At 39.9% G+C, this 13,781-nt stretch carries 13 protein-coding genes and 1 rRNA gene; 9 read left to right on the top strand and 5 right to left on the bottom strand.

Features of this window, described 5'->3' with window-relative positions:
* Nucleotides 1–381: 381 nt before the first annotated feature.
* From ATS71_RS13285 to rph, 3 genes are read right to left on the bottom strand one after another with little or no spacing between them, the layout of a single operon-like run.
* Complete coding sequence (locus ATS71_RS13285) at nucleotides 382–768, bottom strand: diacylglycerol kinase (RefSeq protein WP_058405258.1); 387 nt, start codon at nucleotides 766–768, stop codon at nucleotides 382–384.
* A gap of 54 nt (nucleotides 769–822) precedes the next feature.
* The gene (gene pyrE / locus ATS71_RS13280) at nucleotides 823–1,467 is read right to left on the bottom strand and encodes an orotate phosphoribosyltransferase (protein WP_058405257.1); all 645 of its coding nucleotides are present in this window, start codon (nucleotides 1,465–1,467) and stop codon (nucleotides 823–825) included.
* A 19-nt stretch (nucleotides 1,468–1,486) separates the two neighbouring features.
* Entirely contained in the window at nucleotides 1,487–2,200 is a 714-nt protein-coding gene (gene rph, locus ATS71_RS13275; RefSeq protein WP_058405256.1) for a ribonuclease PH, read from the bottom strand.
* A 179-nt stretch (nucleotides 2,201–2,379) separates the two neighbouring features.
* Between rph and ATS71_RS13270 the strand changes: the two genes are divergently transcribed.
* The 6 genes from ATS71_RS13270 (at nucleotide 2,380) to ATS71_RS13245 (ending at nucleotide 8,781) form a co-directional block, all read left to right on the top strand.
* The gene (locus tag ATS71_RS13270) at nucleotides 2,380–3,240 is read left to right on the top strand and encodes a YicC/YloC family endoribonuclease (protein WP_058405255.1); all 861 of its coding nucleotides are present in this window, start codon (nucleotides 2,380–2,382) and stop codon (nucleotides 3,238–3,240) included.
* 118 nt (nucleotides 3,241–3,358) lie between these two features.
* On the top strand, nucleotides 3,359–3,979 hold the full coding sequence (gene gmk / locus ATS71_RS13265; protein WP_058405254.1) for a guanylate kinase: 621 nt from the start codon (nucleotides 3,359–3,361) through the stop codon (nucleotides 3,977–3,979).
* Nucleotides 3,980–4,102: 123 nt separating this feature from the next.
* A complete protein-coding gene (gene rpoZ, locus ATS71_RS13260; protein ID WP_006794742.1) occupies nucleotides 4,103–4,378 on the top strand; it encodes a DNA-directed RNA polymerase subunit omega in 276 nt (91 codons plus the stop codon).
* Nucleotides 4,379–4,506: 128 nt separating this feature from the next.
* Complete coding sequence (gene spoT / locus ATS71_RS13255) at nucleotides 4,507–6,612, top strand: bifunctional GTP diphosphokinase/guanosine-3',5'-bis pyrophosphate 3'-pyrophosphohydrolase (RefSeq protein ID WP_058405253.1); 2,106 nt, start codon at nucleotides 4,507–4,509, stop codon at nucleotides 6,610–6,612.
* A 12-nt stretch (nucleotides 6,613–6,624) separates the two neighbouring features.
* Nucleotides 6,625–7,017: a RidA family protein gene (locus ATS71_RS13250; RefSeq protein ID WP_058405252.1), complete on the top strand. Its 393-nt coding sequence runs from the start codon at nucleotides 6,625–6,627 to the stop codon at nucleotides 7,015–7,017.
* Between the two features lie 156 nt (nucleotides 7,018–7,173).
* Nucleotides 7,174–8,781: a DUF342 domain-containing protein gene (locus ATS71_RS13245; protein ID WP_058405251.1), complete on the top strand. Its 1,608-nt coding sequence runs from the start codon at nucleotides 7,174–7,176 to the stop codon at nucleotides 8,779–8,781.
* A gap of 37 nt (nucleotides 8,782–8,818) precedes the next feature.
* Here the strand turns inward: ATS71_RS13245 and asnA are convergent, their stop codons facing one another.
* Nucleotides 8,819–9,814, bottom strand: a complete 996-nt coding sequence (gene asnA / locus ATS71_RS13240; protein ID WP_058405250.1) for an aspartate--ammonia ligase — start codon at nucleotides 9,812–9,814, stop codon at nucleotides 8,819–8,821.
* Nucleotides 9,815–10,011: 197 nt separating this feature from the next.
* Here asnA and asnC point away from each other — a divergent pair, with 197 nt between their 5' ends.
* From asnC to recG, 3 genes are read left to right on the top strand one after another with little or no spacing between them, the layout of a single operon-like run.
* Entirely contained in the window at nucleotides 10,012–10,470 is a 459-nt protein-coding gene (gene asnC, locus ATS71_RS13235) for a transcriptional regulator AsnC (protein ID WP_058405249.1), read from the top strand.
* 40 nt (nucleotides 10,471–10,510) lie between these two features.
* Entirely contained in the window at nucleotides 10,511–11,197 is a 687-nt protein-coding gene (gene trmH / locus ATS71_RS13230; protein WP_058405248.1) for a tRNA (guanosine(18)-2'-O)-methyltransferase TrmH, read from the top strand.
* A gap of 60 nt (nucleotides 11,198–11,257) precedes the next feature.
* Complete coding sequence (gene recG / locus ATS71_RS13225; protein WP_058405247.1) at nucleotides 11,258–13,339, top strand: ATP-dependent DNA helicase RecG; 2,082 nt, start codon at nucleotides 11,258–11,260, stop codon at nucleotides 13,337–13,339.
* A 321-nt stretch (nucleotides 13,340–13,660) separates the two neighbouring features.
* On the opposite strand, the gene rrf is transcribed toward recG, so the two are convergent.
* Nucleotides 13,661–13,775, bottom strand: a 5S ribosomal RNA gene (gene rrf / locus ATS71_RS13215).
* Between the last annotated feature and the right edge of the window lie 6 nt (nucleotides 13,776–13,781).

Here is a 13,781-nt window from a genome sequence, read left to right as displayed (position 1 = left end):
TTAGAACTCAATCTGTACGAGTGCCCACACAGATGATTGCTTTATATTGTTAAAGAACGTTTGAGTTGCCTTAGCGACTCAAGGGAAGCGAATCTTACGCTTTCCTGTGTTTTTGTCAACACTTAATTTTAAACTTTATAAAAATCTAAACCTAAGTTTTACTCGACTCACTAAGTGGTTTGCTTGGCTCGCTAAGCGTTGCCTGCTCTGCCGTCTCAGTGGGGTCGCATTATAGGGTGATCCAAAAACAGATCAACCCTTTTTTGAAGAAAACTTGAAAAAATATACTGTTCGATGAGTATTTGAACTAAACACACTAAAAAAACAACATTACTTTCATTTTATTAACATGCATGATCAATTTTTAATTGATCCAGTAGGCTAGGATCCTATGAACTTCATATACAAACTCACTCCCCACAAGATCACAAGGATCATCAGTGAGAGCGTAACAGCAGCAGAACCCATATCTTTTGCCCTGCCTGATAAGACATGCAGCTCTGTGCTAACACGATCAGTGAGAGCTTCAATGGCTGAATTTAATAGTTCAACAATTAATACCACCAATAGTGAGCACATAAGAATTGCCCAATGAAGTAATGAAGATGCTAGCCAAAATGAAAAAGGAAAAAGAATAATACAGATCAGTAACTCTTGTCTGAATGCAGCTTCTTCTTTAAACGCTGCTTTAAAGCCAAGATAAGAACAGTAAGTGGCTTTAAAAACACGTTTGAATCCTAAACCATTAGGTTTTAATACATCTTTCATTGATAAGCTCTTTAATATGGTCAAAAGAAAGCCCCGCAATGCGAGGCTTTATGTTTAGGCTACGCCGTATTGATCGCGATACGCTTTAACTGTTGCTAAGTGCTCACTCATTGTTCCTTGGTTTTCAAGGTAGCTAATAAGATCAGCAAGTTTAACAATAGAGATTACCTGCGTATTAAAATCACGTTCGACCTCTTGAATAGCAGAAAGCTCTGCTTTACCTTTTTCTTGACGATCTAAAGCTATTAATACGCCACTTAGGTCTGCACCGTTATTTGCAATAATTTCCATTGACTCACGAATAGCAGTACCGGCAGTAATCACGTCGTCGACTAACATAATTTTGCCATTAAGTTCAGACCCTACTAATGTACCGCCTTCACCATGCGCTTTCTTCTCTTTTCGGTTAAAACAATAAGGTACATCTTTGTTGTAATGATCAGCCAACGCAACCGCTGTAGTTGTAGCAATTGGAATACCTTTATAAGCTGGACCAAATAGAACGTCGTATTCTATTGCGGCATCTTCTAAAGCCGCAGCATAAAAGCGCCCCAAGCGCGCTAAATCACGACCAGTATTAAAAAGCCCTGCATTAAAAAAGTAAGGACTAGTTCGTCCTGACTTTAAAGTAAACTCACCAAATTTTAATACTTGCTTTTCTAGCGCAAATTCAATAAATTCTTTTTGGTAATCTTTCATATGTTTGCCGCCTGCCTATCTATGCTAATGCTTGCTTTTGAACGTCGATGATCTCACGAATAGAGTGCTTCGCTAATGTAAGTAACTCATCAAGTTCATCAAACGAAAACGGTTCACCCTCAGCAGTCCCCTGAACTTCAATAATTTTACCCGTTTCAGTTAAAATTACATTCATATCGGTTTCAGCAGCTGAGTCTTCAATGTATTCTAAATCACTTATAGCTTGGCCTTTATAAATGCCAACTGAAATAGCAGCGATCATATGTTTGAGTGGGTTTGAATTAATCATTCCTTTTGCGCGCATGTGCGTTAGTGCATCAACAAGTGCAACACAGGCACCACTTATTGATGCTGTGCGTGTTCCGCCGTCAGCCTGAATAACGTCACAGTCAATAGTAATCGTGTTTTCGCCAAGCGCTTTTAAATCAACTGCAGCACGAAGTGCGCGTGCAATCAAACGTTGAATTTCCATTGTGCGGCCGCTTTGCTTGCCACGAGACGCTTCACGAGCATTTCGTGTGTGTGTTGACCTTGGAAGCATCCCGTACTCAGCATTTATCCATCCCTTACCTTGGCCTTTCATGAAACGCGGAACGCCCGATTCAACCGTAGCTGTACAAAGTACTTTGGTGTTACCAAATTCAACAAGTACAGACCCTTCTGCATGCAAAGTATAATTGCGTGTAAATGATACAGGTCTAATTTGGTTTGGTGTTCTTTGGCTTGGACGCATTGACGATCCCCTTAATTCATAATTTGCCACATTATAAGTGTATGTGAGTACAGATACCATGCTGATTTAACAAATACCTGGTTGCAAAACATTCAGCTACTTAAATTTTCCCTAGAGGTTGGAGAGTGTTTCGGTATAATAAGAATTAATTATGTATTATAAAACTTAGGAAACCATCCATGATCCACAGTATGACAGCTTATGCGCGTCGCGAGATAAAAGGCGACTGGGGCACTGGCACTTGGGAAGTTCGATCAGTTAACCAACGTTACCTTGAAACCTTTATTCGCGCACCAGAGCAATTTCGTGGGATGGAGCCTGTTATTCGTGAACGCTTACGTAAACACTTACAGCGCGGTAAAGTAGAAGTATTTTTAAAGTTTGTTGCAAATCCAGCTCATGTTGGTGAGTTATCAATCAATCAAGCACTGGCTGAACAACTTATAAACAGTGCTAAATGGGTTCAACAGCAAAGTAATGGTGATATAAACCCAGTTGATATTTTGCGCTGGCCTGGCGTAATGGAAGCCGAAGAACTGGATATGGACAGCGTAAACATAGCGCTGATTGCAGGGCTAGATGAAGTAATTGAAGACTTTAAATCAGCACGGGGTGATGAGGGCGCAAATTTAGAAGAAATGATAACAACTCGCCTTGATGCCATCCTAGAGCAAGTAAACACAGTAGAAACTCACATGCCAGAAATTACTAAATGGCAACGTGAGAAGCTCGAACAAAAATTAGAAGATTTAACGACAAATATTGACGAGTCTCGTCTTGAGCAAGAACTAATTTATCTAGCACAAAAACAAGACGTAGCTGAAGAACTAGACCGCTTAAAGTCTCATGTTAAAGAAACTAAAAAAATTCTTAAAAAAGGCGGCGCATGTGGTCGACGTCTAGACTTTATGATGCAAGAGTTTAACCGCGAAGCAAATACCCTCGCCTCTAAGTCTATTAATAGCGATATTACAAATGCCGCTGTTGAGCTTAAAGTTTTGATCGAGCAAATGCGTGAGCAGATCCAGAATATAGAATAATCCATAATGTGCATTTAGCTCACTTGAGCACAATTAGCTAAATAAAGTACAATAAGGTAGTTAAAGGCTTGAGTTATGTTTGTAACTCAAGCCTGTTTATTTTTTGATAGAGAAAAACATGGCTCAAACTCGCGGAAACTTATTTATTTTATCAGCGCCATCAGGTGCAGGTAAGTCTAGCTTAATTAATGCGTTACTCAAAAAACATACGGATATGAAAGTATCGGTATCGCATACTACTCGCTCACCTCGTCCTGGAGAGGAGAATAGTGTCCACTATCACTTTGTGACCACCGATGAGTTTAAAGCTCTGATTGAGAAAAATGACTTTTTTGAATGGGCACAAGTTTTCGATAACTATTACGGTACATCAAAACAAGCCATTGAGTCGCAACTTAATGCAGGCATAGATGTATTTTTAGACATAGACTGGCAAGGTGCGCAGCAAGTTCGTAAAATTATGCCAAGTGTACAAACTATTTTTATTCTACCGCCTTCTAAAGCAGAACTTGAACAACGCTTAAATAACCGTGGTCAAGACTCTGCAGAGATTATTGCATCTCGTATGGCCAAAGCACAATCTGAAACATCTCATTTTAACGAGTACGATTTTGTTATTGTTAATGATGATTTTGATACTGCTCTGAATGATATAGAAACGATTGTTATGGCACAGCGTTTAACATTAAGTGTTCAAGAAGTACGTAACAAAAAATTGCTAAATGACCTTTTAAAGTAAATTAAGGTTATTTAATTAGCTCATATCAGTAAAACTGATAAAAATTGACCACTACCTATTGGCGAAAGTCCCTGCGTGCAGTAAACTACGCCTTTGCTTTTAAATTATTTTTGGAGTGCTGAGATGGCTCGCGTAACAGTTGAAGATGCAGTAGATGCAGTTGGTAATCGTTTTGACTTAATTTTAGTTGCGGCTCGTCGTGCCCGCCAAATTGCTGTTGGTGGTAAAACTCCACTAGTAGACCCAGAGAACGATAAACCGACCGTTGTTGCTTTACGTGAAATTGAATTAAACCTTGTTGATAGTTCATCAATGGATTTAATTGATCGCGAAGAACAACAACATCAAGAAGCAGCTGAACTTGCTGCTGTTGCTGCTATTGTTGGTGGCAACCAATAATCGACCTCCCGGTCTGATTTAGCCAACGGCACAGTATTTCTACTATAGCCGTTGGCAATCCTTTCTTTTCATCGTATATTCTTAACTTAACGTTACCTAATTTGCTTCACTAGAACATTGGAGTGTGAATGTATCTTTTTGAAGGTCTAAAAAAGAAAATTTCTGAATACTTACCTGCTGCTGAAGTAGAGCTGGTACAAAAATCTTACGTTGTAGCACGAGAGGCCCATGAAGGACAAACTCGCTCGAGCGGCGAGCCTTACATTACTCATCCTGTTGAAGTAACTCAAATCTTAGCTGGAATGCACCTTGACCATGAAACACTCATGGCAGCATTAATGCACGATGTAATTGAAGACACCGACTTTAGTCAGCAAGATTTGGCTGAGATTTTTGGTGAAACCGTTGCCGAGCTTGTTGAAGGTGTAAGTAAGCTTGATAAACTTAGCTTTAAAGATAAAAAAGAGTTTCAGGCTGAAAACTATCGTAAAATGATCATGGCAATGACCCAGGATATTCGGGTTATTTTAATCAAACTTGCCGATAGAACGCATAATATGCGTACCCTTGGCGCTCTTCGTCCTGATAAACGTCGCCGAATCGCTCGTGAAACACTTGAAATATACGCACCAATTGCAAACCGTTTGGGTATTCACGATATAAAAAATGAACTTGAAGACTTAGGTTTTCAAGCATTATACCCTATGCGCCATCGCGCACTTAAGTCAGAAGTGGCTAAAGCGCGAGGAAATCGCAAAGAAGTTATTTCCAACATTCAAACCGAAGTAGAAGCTCGCCTAGAAGAGTCAGGTATTGTTGCTACGGTATCTGGACGCGAAAAACACCTTTATAGCATTTATAAAAAAATGTTAAATAAGGAGTTACTATTTAACGAAGTAATGGATATTTATGCCTTTAGGATTGCCGTTGATTCAATGGATACGTGTTATCGCGTGTTAGGCGTTGCGCACAATTTATATAAACCTATTGAAACTCGCTTTAAAGATTATATTGCAGTACCTAAAACAAATGGTTACCAATCGTTACATACATCGCTTGTTGGCCCTCATGGTATTCCTGTAGAAATACAAATTCGAACCCATGATATGGATCATATGGCCGACAAAGGCGTTGCAGCACATTGGATGTATAAAAAAGCAGGCGATGGTGCAGGAAATACGTCTCAGCAACGTGCTCGTCAATGGATGCAAAGTTTGCTTGAACTTCAACAAAGTGCGGGCTCGTCGTTTGAATTTATTGAAAACGTTAAAACAGAATTATTCCCTGAAGAAATCTACGTATTTACCCCAGATGGCCGAATTGTTGAACTACCCATGGGTGCCACTGCGGTCGATTTTGCCTATGCAGTACATACCGATGTAGGTAATACCTGTGTAGGTGCGCGTGTTAATCGAAAACCTTATCCGCTAAGTAAACCGTTAGATACTGGCCAAACCATTGAAGTGATCACCAGCTCAGGCGCTCACCCTAATGCAACCTGGCTTAACTTTATAGTAACGGGCAAAGCACGTTTAGGTATTCGTAATTACCTTAAGAGCCAACACCATGAAGAAGCTATGTTACTTGGACGGCGTTTGCTCGACTCTGCATTAGGCGAAAATAAGTTAGATAGTATTCCTGATGAAAATATTGCACGCGTTCTCGAAGAGCATCAGCTCTCAACCTTGCTCGAATTGCTTGTAGAAATTGGCGCTGGAAACTTAATGAGCGTACTTATTGCCAAGCGTTTATTGCAAAATGATTCTGACGATTTAACCGATATAACTAAACAAGCCAAAGCGACCATTATTGGCACAGAAGGTATGTTGGTTAATTACTCTAAATGCTGTCGCCCTGTACCTGGTGATGCAATTACTGCACATATAAGCCAAGGCAAAGGATTAACCGTTCATCGCCAAGAATGTAAAAACATTCGTGGCTGGGAAAGTGAGCGATCTAAATACTTGGTCGTAAAATGGGATGATAACCCTGAAAAAGAATACATAGCAGCCCTAAGAGTAGAGATTATTAATCATCAAGGTGCGCTGGCTAAGTTAACCAATGTGGTTGCTACAACTCAAGCTAACATTGTTGAAATAGCGACCGACGAAAAAGAAAGTAATTTATATGTAATAGACCTTGGAGTCACGGTTAAAAACCGTGTCCATGTTGCCAACATCATGCGTAAAATTCGTGTGATGCCTGATGTGCAAAAAGTCTATCGTAAAAAATAATATAGGAAAAACATGAACAAAGCATTTATATCTACCGAAAAAGCACCGGCAGCAATAGGTACTTACAGCCAAGCAGTTAAAGTAGGCACTGCAGTATACTTGTCTGGTCAAATTCCATTAATCCCTGAGACTATGGAAGTTATATCAGAAGACTTTAGTGAGCAAACACATCAAGTATTTAAAAATATCACAGCAGTATGTGAAGAAGCCGGTGGTAAAATTCAAGACTTAGTTAAAGTAAATATTTATTTAACCGATTTATCTAACTTTGCGGTAGTTAACGACGTGATGAGCCAGTACTTTAAGCAGCCATACCCTGCACGTGCAGCAATTGGTGTTCGCGCTTTACCAAAAGGTGTACAAGTTGAGATTGACGGAATAATGGAACTGCCTTCAACTAACTAATATTTTCCTGAGCTATAGACCCACTCTATAGCTCACACCTGTCCTCTTTTTGTACTATATTGTTATTCTTACTATCTTGACTCCGCCCTAAATTTCTATCACTCTGTAACTATGTCATTAATTTACTATAACTTTAGTGGTTAAAAAGGATTAGCTGTGTTTAAGCTTGCTCATAATGGGAATGTTTTACTCGATGTCAGTAAACACCCGCCTCCAAGTGCTACATTTGTTATTGAAGCGATAGAAATGTCTAAATTTTGCGACTGTAAAATTGATTACGACGCAATTAATGCATTCTTTAAAGATAAAAGTGCTGAGCCAGTACTTGTCGTCGCGACCAAACACAATGCAAAGTTAGAGGTCGTCATCAGTGACGATAAAATGATGGCTACTGGCGAGCTTACCGTCGCGCAAGGCGGTGATTTACTCAGCCTAGATGATGCAAAAAAACAGCTAGTCAAAGCGGGTATAGTTCGTGGTTATAAGCAAGCATACTTAGAACAACTATTACAAAAGCAATTTACAGCTAAAGCAGGTGAGGTGGTACAAGGTATTTTAGCGCAAGGCCGCCTGCCCAGCGATGGCTTGGCAACTAAACTGGTTACTAAAGTAAGAACTTTAAAAGACCATTTAAAAACCCCAAAGCTCAAAGAAGATGGCAGCGTTGATATGCGTGACTTTGGTAAGATGGCAAGTGTTGAGCCTGGTGCAGTTCTAATACGACAACAACCTGCAACACCAGGAAAAGAAGGCTTTACTGTTCTTGGCGATATACTACCGGCAAAACCAGGGGACAATAAACAACTTGTTGCCGGTGAAGGTACCGAAATTTCTAAACTTAACCCTCTGGAGTTAGTATCAACCATTTCAGGTGTGCCTATTGAAATTACTAACGGAATGCGCGTAGACGATATTTTTACTATTCCCGATGTAAACGTTAAAAGCGGCCATATTGACTTTGAAGGCAGTGTAATTGTTACCCGTAATATTGATCCTGGTATGAAAGTAACCGCCAAAGGTGATATTACAATATTTGGTACCGTTGAATCTGGTGTGTTAACGGCCGGCGGCAATATTACTGTTAAGCAAGGCGTTATTGGGCATCAAAAGTCTGACGATAAATCGCTTTCGTGTAAACTTATATGTGAAGGTGATATTCATGTATCCCACTCTCAATATTGCTATATAGAAGCCGCAAATATTTTTATCGAACGACAAACTAGCCACTGTATTATGAAGGCACGCCATGCACTAAAGGTAGGCCAACCAGATTTACCTAAAGGTAAGATATTTGGTGGTGAAATTTTAGATGCTACAACGCTTATTGCTGGTGAAATAGGAAACGAATCAGGTGCTAAAATGGTTATTAATTTAGCACGTTCCGGCGGTGATATTACAGCTGAAACTGACGAATGCTTTAAAGAGCTTGCTAAAACAGAGCAGCAATTAGACTCTCTACAACCAGCACTAGAAAAAGCAGATCTGCTTAAAGATCCAGAGAAAAAAAATGAGTTAATTAGTAAAATTGGCGCAACTCAACTACACCTTTGCCAACAAGCAGAGCAATATGAAAGGCAACTCTCATCATTAGAGAACAACCTTCATGAATTACTTACAAATACAAACTTAATCGTCAATACAGTTTTACATTCAGGTGTGGAAATACATATCTTTGATAAGGCGTTAAAAACAAACCGTAACTACCCACCTTGCACAATAAAACTGATGAATAATAAAGTAGAAGTTGAGTTTAAAACATCGTGAATCTAGAGTGCTCATCAGAGCACTCTTATATCTTTCATTAAAGTAGACCCTCAACGCTTGCATGTGTTTGTGTTGACCATACTCCAACTTGAACTTGTCCAATATGTTCCTTTTGCAGCAATAACATAGCCAAACGTGATTGCCCTATACCACCCCCAATAGTTTGTGGGAACTGGCTTTTTAATAATGCCTCATGCCACTCCAATTGCAGGCGCTGGTTATCACCTGTAATATTTAACTGAGTTTTGAGTACTTCAGGGCTTACGCGAATACCCATAGAGGATATCTCAAAAGAGTCTTCTAATATTGGGTTCCATACTAAAATATCACCATTGAGCCCTATGTCGTGTTCGCTTGTTGGCGTAGACCAATCATCATAATCTGGCGCTCTTACATCGTGAATTTGACCATCGCCTAATTGACCGCCAATTCCAATTAAAAATACAGCGCCGTATTTTTTCGCAATTGCTTTTTCACGACTTTTGGCAGTAAGATCAGGGTACATTTTACGTAGCTCTTCACTATGCACAAATTGAATATCGCTTGGTAAAAAAGGGCTAAGCGAAAAGTGTTCGCTAACAAATTGTTCTGTTTCTTTTATGCCTTCATAAATCGATGCAACTGTGTGCTTAAGGGTCGCTAAAGAACGCTCTGTTGATTCACAAATGACTTTTTCCCAATCCCATTGATCCACATAAACCGAGTGAATAGGACTTAGCGACTCTTCATCTGGGCGCAGCGCCTTCATTTGAGTATAAAGCCCTTCACCTAAACTAAACCCATACTTACCCAGCGTTTTACGTTTCCATTTTGCTAGCGAATGAACAACTTCATATTGGCTATCGGTAATCGCTTTTACATTCACTGCCACTGCATTTTCATGACCGCTTAAATCATCTTGTGTGCCATCACCTACCTTTGCAAGAATAGGTGCCTGAACTTCGACTAGCCCTAACTGTTTTTCTAGTTGCCGTGAAAAAAATTGCTTAACGCTACTTATTTGCAACTGCTGCTGAACATAGTCTGAACTCATAATAATTGGCCTCATTCCCAGTTATTGTTACCTAGTTTATTTTTAATAACACACCTAAAGCGCGTCATTAATGAGGTTACTGTAACGATTTGAACTTTTAATTCAACAACCAACAATAAAAATAGCTTTAATACATAAAATAATTTAATTTACACCCAAACAAAATGAAGATTCACGAATTTAAATAAGTAAACACAATGGAAAATTATCAAATCGATAATCTCGATAAACAGATACTTCACGCTTTAATGGAAAATGCCCGTATTGCTTATGCAGAATTAGCTAAACGTTTTGGCGTAAGTGCAGGCACCATTCACGTGCGTGTAGAAAAATTAAAACAAGCAGGAATTATCACCGGTACCCAATTAAGTATAAATACAAAGCAACTTGGCTATGACGTTTGTTGCTTTATTGGTATTAATTTAAATAATGCACGCGACTACCCTGAAACACTTATTAAACTCGAAGCACTTGAAGAAGTTGTTGAAGCCTATTACACCACCGGTAATTACAGTATTTTTATTAAAGTAATGGCTAAATCAATTGACCACTTACAGGATGTATTAATAAATAAAATTCAAGCGATAGAAGCCATTCAGTCCACCGAGACGCTTATTTCGTTACAGAACCCAATTAGCCGTACAGTGATGCCTTAATTCATAAAATTTCGTATAATTAACAAAAAAGAGGATCACCATGCAGCATAATCGCTATCAACGAATTAAAGACGTCTTATCGCGTCGCCAAACCGACTTAACCGTATGTTTAGAAGACGTACATAAACACCATAACCTATCGGCTATTGTAAGAAGCGCCGATGCAGTAGGATGTCACCATGTACATGCTGTATGGCCTGAAAACCAAAAATGGCTGACTAATAATACATCTGGTGGAAGTAAAAATTGGCTAGAAACACACCTGCATAAAAATATTGATGATGCAGCTGCAATGATGCGACAGCACAACCCAGATGTACAAATACTAGCAACTCATTTGAGTGAAGATGCTGTTGATTTTAGAGAAATAGATTACACAAAACCCACAGCAATTATTGTTGGGCAAGAAAAAACAGGGATCTCTACACAAGCTCTTAAGCATGCAGATCAAAACATAATTATTCCTATGCAAGGTATGGTGCAATCTCTTAATGTTTCAGTGGCTGCAGCACTCATTTTATTTGAAGCACAACATCAACGCGAAAAGGCAGGGCTATATAGCCGTAACATGTTGAGCGAAGATATAAAACACCCTATGTATTTTGAAGGCTACCACCCGGTTATAGCCAAGCAATGCCGTATAAAAAAACTCCCCTATCCGCCACTTGATGAGGAAGGTGAAATAGTTGCTGATGATGAATTTTGGCATGCTTTAAAACATGCTTGATGCTTAGCAAGCCTGTGAGTACACTTAACTCATTCACAAATAAAAAGATTTGAGCCTACATTGTCTAAACCTAGCTTAAGCCAATACCCCATTACAGAACTTAAAGGTGTAGGACCAAAAATGGCCGAGCGCCTTTTAAAGCTAGGTATTAAAAGCGTGCAAGATATGCTCTTTCACTTACCACTTAGGTACGAAGATAGAACCCGTATTTATTCTATCAACGAACTATCATTACATAGCCACGTCAGCATTGAAGCCACAATAGAAACAAGCCAAATCACATTTGGTAAAAGACGGATGCTAGTTGTACAAGTAAACGACGGGACTGCTAGGCTCACACTTCGGTTTTTTAATTTCAGTGCAGCTCAGAAAAATGCATTAAGCCCTGGCAAAATAATACGCTGCTTCGGCGAAGTTCGCCGCGGGCGAGTGGGCTTTGAAATGAGTCATCCAGAATACAGTTTAAGTGACACACCTAATGAGCAGCCAACAGCTTCAACATTAACGCCAGTGTACCCAACAACAGATGGTTTAAAGCAATTATCGATTAGGGCGCTAAGTGAACAAGCTGTAGATCTGCTAAATAAATACTCTGTTGAAGAACTGTTACCCGTGCAATGGCAACCTTCTCAACTTGCACTAGCTGATGCCTTACTGTTGCTTCACCGCCCACCTAGTAATACCGACGTTATTGAACTAGAGCAAGGAATGCACCCTGCTCAGCAGCGTTTAGTATTTGAGGAATTACTCGCACAAAATCTAAGCCTATTAAAAGTAAGAGAGCAAGGTCAACTGGTACAAGCGGTATCTCTTAGCCCAACGAATAAATTAGAGCCTCAATTTTTATCACAACTACCTTTTGCCCCAACAAACGCACAAAATCGTGTCGTATCAGAAATTAAATCTGACCTACAACACCCTTACCCTATGATGCGTTTAGTTCAAGGCGATGTAGGCTCGGGTAAAACCTTAGTTGCAGCACTAAGTGCATTAACTGCAATAGCTCAAGGATTTCAAGTCGCCTTGATGGCTCCCACTGAAATACTGGCAGAACAACATGGCATTAGTTTTACCTCATGGTTTGAGCCATTGGGGATAGATGTAGCATGGCTTGGTGGCAAAACAAAAGGTAAAGAGCGCGTAGAAACACTAGAAAAGATAGCCTCTGGCAAAGCACAAATGATTGTAGGTACACATGCGTTATTTCAAGGTGAAGTGAAGTTTAACAACCTAGTACTCATAATTATTGATGAACAACACCGGTTCGGTGTTCAACAACGTTTAACACTAAGAGAAAAGGGCCAGTTTAATGGCTGTTACCCACATCAACTCGTAATGACTGCAACTCCAATTCCGCGCACTCTAGCGATGACAGCTTATGCCGACTTAGAAGTATCTATTATTGATGAGTTACCACCAGGGCGTACACCTATCACAACAGTAGCACTTCCAGACACACGTCGAGACGATATTATTGCTCGCGTTAAATTAGCTTGCCAAGAACAAGGCCGCCAAGTTTATTGGGTCTGTACACTAATTGATGAATCAGAGGCACTACAATGCCAAGCTGCTGAAGATAGCGCCCTACAACTGAAAGATGCCCTGCCAAGTTTAAATATTGGCTTAGTGCATGGGCGAATGAAGCCCGCTGAAAAACAAGCTATTATGAATGATTTTAAAAAGGGCTTAATACATGTTTTAGTTGCAACAACAGTAATTGAAGTAGGTGTAGACGTGCCTAATGCAAGCCTAATTATTATTGAAAACCCAGAACGTTTAGGTCTAGCACAATTACACCAGTTACGCGGGCGTGTAGGGCGCGGTAGTGTTGCCTCTCATTGTGTACTTTTATACCACGCACCATTATCGCATACCGCTCAAAAGCGCTTAGGTGTTCTCAGAGATAGTAACGATGGCTTTGTTATAGCCGAGCGTGATTTAGAAATACGCGGCCCAGGTGAAGTACTTGGAACTAAGCAAACAGGATTAGCAGAATTTAAGATTGCTGATTTAACGCGGGATAAACAAACTCTGAATCAAGTAAGACCCATTGCACAACAGATGTTAAATCAGTACCCGCAGTATATAGAGCCACTCATTCAACGCTGGTTGGGCAACAAGTCAAACTATGCACAAGCATAACCCCACTATATATTCACAAGTAGAAGCTCATCTTCTAGCTTTAACACTTTGCTACTAATGGGTATACGCTTGTTACCTTTTGTCTCAAAGGTAAAAAATAACCGCCTTTGATGAATAGCACCTTCTTGTATTTGAAGTCGGTGCGCTACGCAGTAGAATGTCCTACTTTCACATAGCAAATGGGATACTATCATTGTGTCGGGGCTCGCCTTCGAGCTGTTTTGTTTCACTACTGAGTTCGGCATGGACTCTTGGCTATTTACTAAACCCCAGACAGCAAAAAACCCGTCACATTGCTGTAACGGGTTTCGCTTATTTGAAGCCTGGTAATGTCCTACTTTCACATAGCAAATGCTACACTATCATCGGCGCTGTTTCGTTTCACTACTGAGTTCGGCATGGAGTCAGGTGGGTCCAAAACGCTATTGTCACCAAGCAAATT

It is taken from the genome of Pseudoalteromonas sp. H71, from assembly GCF_001468485.1.
GTDB lineage: Bacteria > Pseudomonadota > Gammaproteobacteria > Enterobacterales > Alteromonadaceae > Pseudoalteromonas.
The sequence above is the reverse complement of the archived record's forward strand: the minus strand, read 5'-3'. Positions and strand labels throughout refer to the sequence as shown.

Excerpts from the sequence above, each read along its gene's own strand:
- pyrE (WP_058405257.1), bottom strand. The coding sequence starts at position 1,467 with ATGAAAGATTACCAAAAAGAATTTATTGAATTTGCGCTAGAAAAGCAA.
- gmk (WP_058405254.1), top strand. The coding sequence starts at position 3,359 with ATGGCTCAAACTCGCGGAAACTTATTTATTTTATCAGCGCCATCAGGT.
- rph (WP_058405256.1), bottom strand. The coding sequence starts at position 2,200 with ATGCGTCCAAGCCAAAGAACACCAAACCAAATTAGACCTGTATCATTT.
- ATS71_RS13270 (WP_058405255.1), top strand. The coding sequence starts at position 2,380 with ATGATCCACAGTATGACAGCTTATGCGCGTCGCGAGATAAAAGGCGAC.
- ATS71_RS13250 (WP_058405252.1), top strand. The coding sequence starts at position 6,625 with ATGAACAAAGCATTTATATCTACCGAAAAAGCACCGGCAGCAATAGGT.
- ATS71_RS13285 (WP_058405258.1), bottom strand. The coding sequence starts at position 768 with ATGAAAGATGTATTAAAACCTAATGGTTTAGGATTCAAACGTGTTTTT.
- asnC (WP_058405249.1), top strand. The coding sequence starts at position 10,012 with ATGGAAAATTATCAAATCGATAATCTCGATAAACAGATACTTCACGCT.
- trmH (WP_058405248.1), top strand. The coding sequence starts at position 10,511 with ATGCAGCATAATCGCTATCAACGAATTAAAGACGTCTTATCGCGTCGC.
- rpoZ (WP_006794742.1), top strand. The coding sequence starts at position 4,103 with ATGGCTCGCGTAACAGTTGAAGATGCAGTAGATGCAGTTGGTAATCGT.
- asnA (WP_058405250.1), bottom strand. The coding sequence starts at position 9,814 with ATGAGTTCAGACTATGTTCAGCAGCAGTTGCAAATAAGTAGCGTTAAG.
- spoT (WP_058405253.1), top strand. The coding sequence starts at position 4,507 with ATGTATCTTTTTGAAGGTCTAAAAAAGAAAATTTCTGAATACTTACCT.